General features: G+C 41.9%; 5 protein-coding genes. 2 read left to right on the top strand and 3 right to left on the bottom strand.

Annotation, left to right across the window (positions count from 1 at the left end; translation table 11 throughout):
• Positions 1-47: 47 nt before the first annotated feature.
• Together AACT21_RS04870 and trpR are read left to right on the top strand one after the other, a co-directional pair.
• Positions 48-1,997: a transglycosylase SLT domain-containing protein gene (locus AACT21_RS04870; RefSeq protein ID WP_141195240.1), complete on the top strand. Its 1,950-nt coding sequence runs from the start codon at positions 48-50 to the stop codon at positions 1,995-1,997.
• A 58-nt stretch (positions 1,998-2,055) separates the two neighbouring features.
• A complete protein-coding gene (trpR, locus tag AACT21_RS04865; protein ID WP_013857539.1) occupies positions 2,056-2,355 on the top strand; it encodes a trp operon repressor in 300 nt (99 codons plus the stop codon).
• Positions 2,356-2,379: 24 nt separating this feature from the next.
• Here trpR and yjjX read toward each other — a convergent pair whose 3' ends face one another.
• The 3 genes from yjjX to AACT21_RS04850 are packed head-to-tail and all read right to left on the bottom strand — an operon-like array spanning position 2,380 to position 6,260.
• On the bottom strand, positions 2,380-2,907 hold the full coding sequence (yjjX, locus tag AACT21_RS04860; RefSeq protein ID WP_094163666.1) for an inosine/xanthosine triphosphatase: 528 nt from the start codon (positions 2,905-2,907) through the stop codon (positions 2,380-2,382).
• Entirely contained in the window at positions 2,879-5,230 is a 2,352-nt protein-coding gene (locus AACT21_RS04855; protein ID WP_094124816.1) for a putative bifunctional diguanylate cyclase/phosphodiesterase, read from the bottom strand. Before AACT21_RS04855 ends, yjjX begins: the two co-directional genes overlap by 29 nt.
• Positions 5,214-6,260 (bottom strand): polyamine ABC transporter substrate-binding protein, encoded by a 1,047-nt coding sequence (locus AACT21_RS04850; protein ID WP_094163664.1) that lies wholly within the window; start codon positions 6,258-6,260, stop codon positions 5,214-5,216. The genes AACT21_RS04855 and AACT21_RS04850 overlap by 17 nt, the downstream gene beginning before the upstream one ends.
• Positions 6,261-6,429: the final 169 nt, after the last annotated feature.

The following is a 6,429-nucleotide window of genomic DNA, read 5'->3' as shown; positions in this document are numbered from 1 at the left end:
AGCGTAATGAAACGGAAATTCCCTTGCTTTGGATAGGACGAGAGCACATGGCGCTCATGCATTTTATAAGACCGCAGCGATTGTTATCATCAATATTAGCGTTGAGCTCCTTGGTGTGCGGCACCGCGTTTTCAGGCGCAATAGAGGATTTGGATAGTCAACGAGAGCTGTATGATCAAGCTCAGAGGTGGCTTGATGAAGATAAAGTTGATGAAGCTAAAAAAATTAGAAATAAGATCAAAAACTATCCATTGACGCCTTATCTGGATTATCGATCTCTGCTGGTCGATATTGGTAATAAACCGCCATTAGCGGTTCAGGTTTTTATCGATACACATCAAGATTTCCCGTTTTCAAACCGCATTCGAGCACCGTATTTAGATGCGTTGGCGGCGAAAGGAAAATGGGCCACCTTGCTTGATTTTCAAAAAGCGGAGCCGAATGATGAGCCTTATCGCTGTCATTACTACAATGCGTATTACCAAACAGGCCAGCGAGATATTGCGTTCAAAGGCGCACAAAAACTATGGCTCAGTGGCAGTAGCATTTCTGAGGCTTGTGATCCACTCTTCACCGCATGGAGTGAGCAAGGCGGGTTAACCGATGACTGGTTGCTTAAACGAATGTTATTGGCGTTTGATGGGCGTAATTTAACGCTAATGAAATACTTACAGAAAAAATTAGTTAAGCCAAAATCACAGGCGACAGCGCAAGCGATGATCGATCTCTACCGCTCGCCAGAAAATGTGCTGACTTTTGCTAAACAATACACCGATGGCACTTTTAATCAGCAGTCGATTCAATTTGCGTTAGAAAAGCTAGCACGCCAAGATGCAAAGCTTGCGCAAAGTGTGTACCAAACTCTTCTCGATCAGAAAATACTGGCGGATGCTTATCAGCGTCCTATTGCAGAATATATAGCCAGAATATTGCTCGATACCGAGGAGCAAGCACTCGCAAACTGGCGAGATAGTGTGATAGCGCAAAGCTCAAACAGTCTTTTGCTCGAGCAGAGGATCCGCAAGGCACTGACCGTTGGTCGTTGGGATGAAGTTAAATTCTGGACAGAGCAGCTCCCCGCTGATGAAAAAGCCAGCTTACGTTGGCAATATTGGCTTGGGCGCGCTGATATTGCGTTGGGTGATGAAGCCAAAGGATTACAACGTTTAAATGCGATGATTGGGCAACGTAATTTCTACAGTGTCGCGGCCGCTAATATGGTGAAACAGTCAGTAAATTATCCCAGTACATCGATTAAGCTTAATCCCAATTTATTGACGCCGTATAAAAAAGCCTTAGTACGGATCCAAGAGCTGATTGAACGAGATAAAATCGCTGCTGCAAAAAGTGAATGGAAATGGTTACTCGATCGTGCAGATACAAAAGAAAAAGAGATGCTAGCGGCCTACGCCGACTCCCAACGTTGGTATAGTTTAACTGTGACAGCCTCTATTTCGGCGCGGATGTGGGACAACATGCAATTGCGTTTTCCATTAGCCCATCAATGGTGGTTTAACTTCTATGGCCAAAAACACGACATTGACCCAATTATGCTGATGTCACTTGCTCGTCAAGAAAGTGGAATGGATGTTGAGGCTCAATCGCCCGTTGGCGCTCGCGGTATCATGCAGATTATGCCGAGCACGGCTAAGTATACGGCTAAAAAATATCAGCTGACCTATAACGATGAGCAAGAGTTATATGAGGTGGGCAAAAATATCGAAATAGGCAGCCATTATTTAAATGGATTATTAGAGCAATACGGCGACAATCGAATTTTTGCATTTGCTGCCTATAACGCTGGGCCAAATCGCGTCAATCAATGGCGAGAGAAAACACAAGGCAAGTTAGATGCTTACGCTTTTATTGAAGCGATTCCCTTCCGGGAAACCCGCGGGTATGTGCAAAATATTTTGATGTTTGAGACTTACTATCGAGATTTGATGGGGATTGAAGGTGAATTTCTCAACCAAGATGAGCTCAATACAAAATATTAATTCCAATACGAAGTGAAAGTTCTACAATAGCGGAACGTATCACTTTGCGAGTACATTCATGCCACACCAACCTGAGTACACTGATTGGCAGCAGCTAATGGAATTGGTTAAATCAGCCACAGAGCAAGAGCAGCACGCAATGCTACTCACCATGATGATGACCCCAGATGAGCGAGATGCGCTCGTGGCGCGTGCGAACATCTTATGTGAGCTACTTAAAGGGGAGTTATCACAGCGGCAGATTAGCCAATTGCTCGGAGTGGGAATTGCGACCATTACGCGTGGCTCAAATGAGCTCAAAAGTAAATCAGAACAAGAAAAGTCGCAATTAGCCGCTCTGCTACTCAAGGTGTCTTAGGGGTTCCTTGAGTTTGCCAACCTTTTATAAATTAGCAGGGAAATGCTCTGGGTTGATAAAAGGGATTAACGCGAGGATCAATGCTTGATGGTAGACCGAGCTGCGAGTGAGTTGGTTATGAGTGAGCAGGCTGATCGCCCCACCTTTCTGTTTGATATTTTGGCAGTCAAACAGTTTATCCATCACATCGCCTAGCTCATTTTCATGGCTTAACAGCTTCAATACTTGAGGTGGTAGCATTAAGCTGGCTGAACGCGATTCTCCTCGATGAGTGGCGGATTCAATCACCATCCACGCAAAAGTCACTGTATTCTCAATGCCCGCTTCTAACCCGACGTAATAATCTGCCGTGGGATCTTGCTCTTTCGCATTTCGTACTCGGTTAAGTGCGCCTTGATGGGTTTCTTCATCTGTCATCGGTTGATCCGCGACACCACTGGGCACATTCACCCCTTTAAATGAGAAAGTATCCTGCGGAAAGGTACTTTCAAATGCACTTTTGACTGCATTGATTTTGGCCGGGTTAAGAGAGGCAATGATCACATTTTTCATAAACAGCGTTTAACTCTTTTTGTTGTTGATACCATGAAACCAACGCATTTAATGGCATTGGTTTGGCAAAATAATAGCCTTGCATGAAATCACATTGGTAATCAGCAAGCCAATTATGCATCTCTTTACTTTCAATCCCTTCAGCTGTGACTTGCATTGATTGAGAGTGGCAAAGTTCGATCAAAGGCTTAATGATCTTGTGATTGTCAGTGGTGATGAGTGTATCTAAAAAAAGCCGATCGAACTTAATTTTTTGTACTGGATATTGCACCAATTGAGTAATGGAGGTGTAACCAGAACCGAAATCATCAATCGCCAATCCGTAGCCTAAATGCGATAGTTCGTGAAGCAGTGGAAAACCTTTTGAATTGGCAGAAAAAGTTTCTGTAATTTCAAAATCAATCAAATGGGGAGGAACTGCATTCTCCTGCGCATGTTTATGAATGTAATGAGCTAACTGTAAAGAGTTTAATTCTGCTGATGAAAGGTTAATCGATAACTGAACAGGGTGTTCAAACATCGCTTGCAGTGCATGGAACTCCTCGAAAGCTGAACGGACGACCCAGCGATCAATGTTGCCAAATAACCCGGTTTGTTCGGCTATCGGAATAAATTCTTTTGGTGAAATCGTACCGAGCAGGTTGGATTCCCAACGAAGTAAAACTTCAAATCCTGAGACTGTATTGCCAGCACGATTTAAATAAGGTTGATAGACCAAGCTAAATTCCTGATCAAAATCACCTCGGCGTAATGCTTGCTCAATGTTGGCTCTGCGCTGAACACCCTTATTGAGCTCTGGCGAGTAGTAAGCTATTTGGTTCTTCCCAGCATTTTTTGCTTGATACATGGCCGTATCAGCATTAGATAATAATTTTTCTAAGGTATAGCCATCGGTTGGGTAGGTGGCGATGCCGATACTTGCTGTGATTGGGAAGTTCCCGAGTGGTGAATTATGTTGATTTTGTAGTGGAGCCAGTAACTGGCTTGCAAATTCGCTTGCGGCTTGTTTAAACGTACTAGGGGCAGAGATAAAAATTGAGAACTCATCCCCAGAGAGTCGAGCAGCTAAACTTTTAACTTGATACTTTTCAAAGGAAAAGTTGCGCAATGAGCCAATATGCTGTGCAAAATTGACTAACAATACATCACCAATCTGATGTCCATATTTATCATTGACGTATTTGAAATTATCTAAATCAATATACAAAACCCAGATGTTATCGGTGTGTCTTGCTTTTGCTAGCACTCTTTCTACCGATTGTTGAAAGTGGTGACGATTGGCAAGTTTTGTTAAGTGGTCGTACTCGGCAAGTGCTTTTGTTTTCTTATATGTGGTATCAAGCTCCTGATACATATCGTAAAAACGAGAGGATAGCCGGCCAATTTCATCGTTACTCTTGAGAGTTTCGATATTGTCACGCTGCTTATTCTCTACTTCTTTCAATTGTTGATCTAATTGGGATATGGGCTTGATTACATGCCGGTATAATAAATACAAAAGCAGCAACACAGTCACTAGAGTCGATATTCCAAACGACAACGCTAACCGTTTTTTAATGGCATAAAGTTTGTCGTTAATTAGATACTGTGCAGGATCAAGCGTGGCATAAAGATCTGATTTTAATTCAACAGTTTGCGTTAATCCTACCTTTTTAATATCCGCTGCGTCAGTGAAAAAAATGGTACTTCGGTTATCAAATTCTATTTTCTTCATCAGTCGATTAAAGGGTTCTAGTACGACGAAAACAACAACAAAGAAAATTTTATCGCGGTTATAGCTAAGCGGTGTCGTAAGTGTTTGAGTATCTAAAACATCATACCGAACTAGAATACCTTCACCGCTGGAATTTGTCGTATAGTCAACATAAGAGGTTTTCTGTGTGCTATCGAAAGTGTCTTGTATGTGGTTGAGAATTTTTGTATCGATTTTGGCGAAGGGATCACCACTATTTTCGGCATAATAAAGAACATTTTTGCTGCCATCCAAAATCGATAACGCAATAAAATTATTCTCTTGTGATTGGAGAATCTCCAATGTTTGCTGAAAGTTATCAACCAGTTCTAACTCTCGATAAGGGTTGCGCTCATGTGCAACGTAGTGACGAATGATATCGCTTTTCGTTAGGGTGTAAGCGTAGCTATTCACCAGGTATTGGGTCTGACGAAAGTGACCCGCGAGTTTTTCCATACTCAGTTGAAGATAGCTTTCTTCTCTTTTCAGCAAAGCATCTTTCTGATTGGAGTAGATAATGTAACTAGATGCCACTGCACTGAGAAGAATAACCGGTGTTATCAGCAACAGAATTCTATTGTTGAGCTTCATGTTGTTCCAAAATACTGTTAATGATTTTTGCTCTCAAACTAATATCGGCAGGGAGCAATTCGCTATCAATAATGCCTTGCTCTAACAAAGCTGGGTTTGGAAATAATGATGCATCATTTCGGTAACTATCTGGCATTAAATTTAGGGCACTTAAGTTTGGTGTCGCAGCTTTAATATCTTTTGCATTTATTGCGGCAACTTCTGGGCTCAATAAGTGGTTTATAAACTCTTTTGCATGTTCTTTATTTTTTGAATTGCTGTTGATGGCTAAACAATCCACCCAAATATAGGGTCGGCCTTGCGGGGTGACAAAATCCCAATCATTGCTGCCAAAATACTTATTCAATGAAAATTGGTCACCGCTGTATGCGAGTGCCATATCTAAGCCATCACTGTCAGGATGGCTTCGGACGTAACTCAATATATATTCATAGGTTAAGATGTTGCGATTCACGGATAGCATCTTTTGATAAGCCTGTTTCAGTGCATTATCGTTATTTGTAATTGGCGATTGTTGTTGGGCATACAATGCTGGCAGCAGGGTTTCAACTGTATCGTGAAGCATACCCACATGGCCTTGGAGTGCTGGTGGCATGTCGATGAGATCAGCCCAGTTTTTGGGTTTGGCTGGAAATTTACTTTTTTTGTAGACGATGCCTACGGTTCCCCAAAAGTAGGGAACGGCGTGGCTACCGCACGCTTGATTCCATTTCGTATCATTATGCTTTCTATTGGGCAGAGCACTCAGATCTTCAAAGGTGTTGAGCCGAGAGTAGATAAGAGCTGATACGTTATCTAACACTACAATATCAAAAGGCAGCTGGACACTTTTGACCATCAATAGACTGCGTTCATCGTCATTATCAAAATGATATAGATTAATATCGATGCCGCTACTTTGCCGCCATTGATCAACGATTTGCGGTGATATAGTGTCTTCCCACAAATAAATATTGAGCTCTGAGCTTTGAATGTGCTCTGAAATGCCTAGCAGAAATAGCATTAAAGCCAAAGGATGGATTTTCATCATGATATAAGTAGATGAACCTTATTTATTGGAAAAGGGCATCGTTCACAATGAAAGTGTCACAGATATCTTATGACGTACGGAATATGTTCCGTGAATTCAAAGTAGGCTGACAGCCCAAAACATAGTGATTAATTATGTGTGAAATGATTAGGTATTATATGAACTATGT

The organism is Vibrio sp. V08_P9A1T1 (genome assembly GCF_963874405.1).
In the GTDB taxonomy this organism is placed as follows: Bacteria; Pseudomonadota; Gammaproteobacteria; order Enterobacterales; family Vibrionaceae; genus Vibrio; species Vibrio anguillarum.
The sequence above is the reverse complement of the archived record's forward strand: the minus strand, read 5'-3'. Positions and strand labels throughout refer to the sequence as shown.

Excerpts from the sequence above, each read along its gene's own strand:
- AACT21_RS04870 (WP_141195240.1), top strand. The coding sequence starts at position 48 with ATGGCGCTCATGCATTTTATAAGACCGCAGCGATTGTTATCATCAATA.
- trpR (WP_013857539.1), top strand. The coding sequence starts at position 2,056 with ATGCCACACCAACCTGAGTACACTGATTGGCAGCAGCTAATGGAATTG.
- yjjX (WP_094163666.1), bottom strand. The coding sequence starts at position 2,907 with ATGAAAAATGTGATCATTGCCTCTCTTAACCCGGCCAAAATCAATGCA.
- AACT21_RS04855 (WP_094124816.1), bottom strand. The coding sequence starts at position 5,230 with ATGAAGCTCAACAATAGAATTCTGTTGCTGATAACACCGGTTATTCTT.
- AACT21_RS04850 (WP_094163664.1), bottom strand. The coding sequence starts at position 6,260 with ATGATGAAAATCCATCCTTTGGCTTTAATGCTATTTCTGCTAGGCATT.